This is a genomic window from Streptomyces sp. NPDC055078 (assembly GCF_053607985.1).
The window spans coordinates 1-3,242 of sequence record NZ_JBSGUP010000820.1 but is presented as its reverse complement, the minus strand read 5'-3'; the positions used below and the strand labels follow the sequence as shown (position 1 = coordinate 3,242).

General features: G+C 70.3%; 5 protein-coding genes. 4 read left to right on the top strand and 1 reads right to left on the bottom strand.

The annotated features are described in order from the left end of the window. Positions 1 to 379 (bottom strand): ATP-binding protein (locus ACWF94_RS37210; protein ID WP_453499139.1); only part of this gene is annotated, 379 nt, incomplete at its 3' end. 149 nt (positions 380 to 528) lie between these two features. On the opposite strand from ACWF94_RS37210, the gene ACWF94_RS37205 reads away from it, so the two are divergent. The 4 genes from ACWF94_RS37205 to ACWF94_RS37190 form a co-directional block, all read left to right on the top strand. After that, positions 529 to 1,374, top strand: coding sequence for a helix-turn-helix domain-containing protein (locus ACWF94_RS37205; RefSeq protein ID WP_453499137.1), 846 nt, complete (start codon positions 529 to 531; stop codon positions 1,372 to 1,374). Then, positions 1,371 to 1,562 carry a DUF397 domain-containing protein gene (locus ACWF94_RS37200; protein WP_453499135.1) on the top strand — a complete coding sequence of 64 codons (192 nt, stop codon included), beginning with the start codon at positions 1,371 to 1,373 and terminating at the stop codon, positions 1,560 to 1,562. Before ACWF94_RS37205 ends, ACWF94_RS37200 begins: the two co-directional genes overlap by 4 nt. 130 nt (positions 1,563 to 1,692) lie before the next feature. After that, positions 1,693 to 2,919: a cytochrome P450 gene (locus ACWF94_RS37195; RefSeq protein ID WP_453499133.1), complete on the top strand. Its 1,227-nt coding sequence runs from the start codon at positions 1,693 to 1,695 to the stop codon at positions 2,917 to 2,919. A 37-nt stretch (positions 2,920 to 2,956) separates the two neighbouring features. After that, on the top strand, positions 2,957 to 3,242 hold a 286-nt coding region (locus ACWF94_RS37190; protein ID WP_453499131.1), incomplete at its 3' end, for a precorrin-6A/cobalt-precorrin-6A reductase.

The window sequence follows — 3,242 nt, the reverse complement described above, 5'->3', positions numbered from 1 at the left end:
CACCCCAGACCGACGACACGGCCTGCACCAGCAGCCCTACCCACCGCCCGCCGTCAGAGTCGGCGGGCGGGAGCAGGCGTAGGGGCTGGGCGGGGTGGGTGTCGGAGATCTCGACGCGGACGACACCTCGCTCGCGGTCGCAGAGCAGCCGCATCCCGAAGTCTCGGCCCGGGACGCGCCCGTGCAGTACGGCGTTGGAGCTGAGTTCGGCCACGACGAGCGCAACGGATTCGGAAACCGGGCTGTCCTGGGCGATGCCCCAGATGCCGAGTTGATGCACGGCGAGGCGGCGTGCGAGCCGTGCTCCGCGACGGGTTGCGGAGAAGCGCTGGGCGAACATACTTACGGTGACGGCCGTCTGGGCCTCGCTGGCTGGCATGTGCCCAGTTTTCGACTACGCGACCCTCGCCAACAGGCACAACGCAAGCACAGAAGAGGCTGTACCAGTTCACCCTCTGGACTGGATGGGTAACTGCCCGTAACGCTTGCTCGGTTGGGTGGCAAGCGGAGCACGAAAGGCGGGCGGCGATGGCGGCTGACAACGACGGTGTGACGAGCAGCGAACCCGAACTCTCCGACAGTCTCAGGACGTTCGGGGCGGTCCTCAAAGCGCTACGGGAGGACGGGAACCTGACTCAGGAACAGTTCGCGCCCCGCGTTCGGTACTCGGCGCACTACGTCGCCAAGATCGAGCAGGGAAAGCGATTCCCGCCGAGCGACCTGCCCGCGAGGGCGGAGGAGGTGCTGGGCCCGGTCGCGGGCAAGGTCCTCGCAGCCGCCGCGAGGAGTCTGACGCGGAAGGCGGGGCTCGCTTCGTGGTTCCGGCAGTGGGCGGGCATCGAGGAGGAGGCGGTGTCGCTGTACGCCTACGAGTGCCGCGTCGTACCTGGGTTGCTCCAGCCCGAGCCGTACATCCGAGAACTTTTCGAGCGCCGACTCCCCCCACTGTCCGAGGTGCAGTTCGAACAGCAGATCGCGGCCCGGCTGGCCAGACAGCGACTTTTGACCGAGCGGCCCAACACCTCGTTTTCCTTCATGCTCGAACAGGCGCTGCTGGAGCGTCGTTTCGGTGGCGCTCAGGTAACCCGGGCACTCATCGAGAACCTGCTTGAGCAGGGAGGTCAACGTAACGTTGAGATCCTGATCATGCCCCTGGTGCAGGAGGACCACTCTGGCTTCGAAGGGCCCAAGTACCTCGCCGAGACAAAGCAGAACCAGTGGATCGGCTACGTCGAAAGCCACGACAACAGTGCTCTGGTCACCGACCCGAAAGCGGTCAGTTCGATGCTTCAGCGCTATGGCAAGATGCGCTCACAGGCTCTTAGCCGCAAGGCCACGGCGAGCCTGCTGGAGCAGATGCGAGGAGCGCTATGAGCACTACCGAACTGGACTGGTTCAAGAGCAGCTACAGCGGCGGTGGGGGCGACAACTGTGTCGAGGTCGCCCTGTGTCCCCGGACCGTGTACGTCCGGGACTCCAAGGACACACAGATCCGCCCCCTCGCCCTCACCCCCGCCGCCTGGGCGGCCTTCACCGCGCACACGGCGGGCGTACGGGGCTGAGCGAACCCCCTGCTGCCGGACCGCTCCTGGCCGGCAGCAGGTCTTTTCCGCTGGGGCGGGGGTCGGGCACGATGGCCGGGCGGGTGGGTGACCCGGCCCGTCGACCTCGTACCGCCTCCGGAGGCAACGCGTGCAGAGCAGGGACCACGACAGGCTCGATGAGCTGTACCGCGACCCGTATCCGCTCTATGAGCGGGCGCGCGGGGCCGAGGGGCTGACCTTCGTGCCCGAGTTCGACGCGTGGCTGGTGGCGCGGGACGAGGACGTACGGGAGGTGTTGCGGCGGGCGGAGGAGTTCTCGTCGCAGCGGGCGCTGCTTCCCGATGTGCTGCCGTCGCCTCCGGCGCTGGAGGTGCTGGCGAAGGGGTTCGGCGGCAGAAGGCCGACTGTGGTCTCGACTGATGGCGCGGCGCACCAGCGGCACCGGGCGCCGCTGAACAGGGGGCTGTCCGCAGGGCGTATCGCGGAGTTGGTGCCGTACGCCACCGAGTGCGCCGAGGCGCTGGTGGACGGGTTCGCGGCGGACGGGCGGGTCGAGTTGATGGAGGCGTACGCGCGGCGGTTACCCGGGCAGGTGATCGGGCGGCTGATCGGGTTCGACCCGGAGGACGTCCCGGCGGCCGTGGACGGCGGGTACCGGGCCGAGGAGCTGGTGTTCCGGCCGATGGACCCGGAGGCTCAGGTACGCGCGGCCGAGGACGTGGTCGCGCTGCAACGGCTGCTCGACGGCTACGCGCGCGACCGGCGGGCGGCTCCGCGTGACGATCTCTGTTCGGGGATGGTCGCCGCGCTCGCGCCCGGCAGCGGGGAGCTGACCCTCGAAGAGCGCCAGGAACTCGTGTCCAATCTCCAGAACTTTCTGATCGCCGGGCATCTGACCACGACGGCGCTCATCGGTACGGCGCTGCTGCATCTGCTGAGCGACCGGCGGCAGTGGGAACTGATCCGCGCGGATCCGGGGCTGATTCCGGCCGCCGTGGAGGAGGCCGCGCGTTTCGACACCGCCGTACAGGCGTTCCGGCGGACCACCACGCGACCGGTCACCGTCGCCGGGACGGAACTGCCCGCCGGGGCGACGGTGCTGGTGGCGTACGGCTCGGCCAACCGGGACGGGGCCCGGCACGACCGCCCGGACGTCTTCGACATCACCCGCCCGCTCTCGCGGCAGCACGTCGCGTTCGGGCACGGCACCCACGGCTGCCCCGGATCGCAGCTCGCCCGGGAACAGCTCCGGCTGACCATCGGGCTGCTCGTGCACAGGCTGCCGGGGCTGCGGCTGGACGAGGACCGGCCGCCGCCGGTGATGCGGCCCACGCTGATCCACCGTTCGCCCGAGGCGCTGCACGTCGTCTGGTGAACCCGCCCGGCGGCCCCCGGGCCGTAGGCTCGTCCGTATGCCCGACGCACACATCCTGATCCTCGGCGGTACGGCCGAGGCCCGGCAGCTCGCCGCCGAGCTGACCGGGCGGGCGGGCACGGCCGTGACCACCTCGCTCGCCGGGCGGGTGGCGCACCCCAGGCTGCCGCCGGGCGGAGTACGGATCGGGGGGTTCGGCGGGGCGGACGGCCTCGCCGGGTGGCTGCGCGAGCACGCGGTGGACGCGGTGGTTGACGCCACGCACCCCTTCGCCACCACCATCAGCGCGCATGCCGCGCGGGCCGCCGCCGCGACCGGCGTCC

Coding starts and splice junctions, on each gene's coding strand:
- ACWF94_RS37200 (WP_453499135.1), top strand. CDS start 1,371: ATGAGCACTACCGAACTGGACTGGTTCAAGAGCAGCTACAGCGGCGGT.
- ACWF94_RS37205 (WP_453499137.1), top strand. CDS start 529: ATGGCGGCTGACAACGACGGTGTGACGAGCAGCGAACCCGAACTCTCC.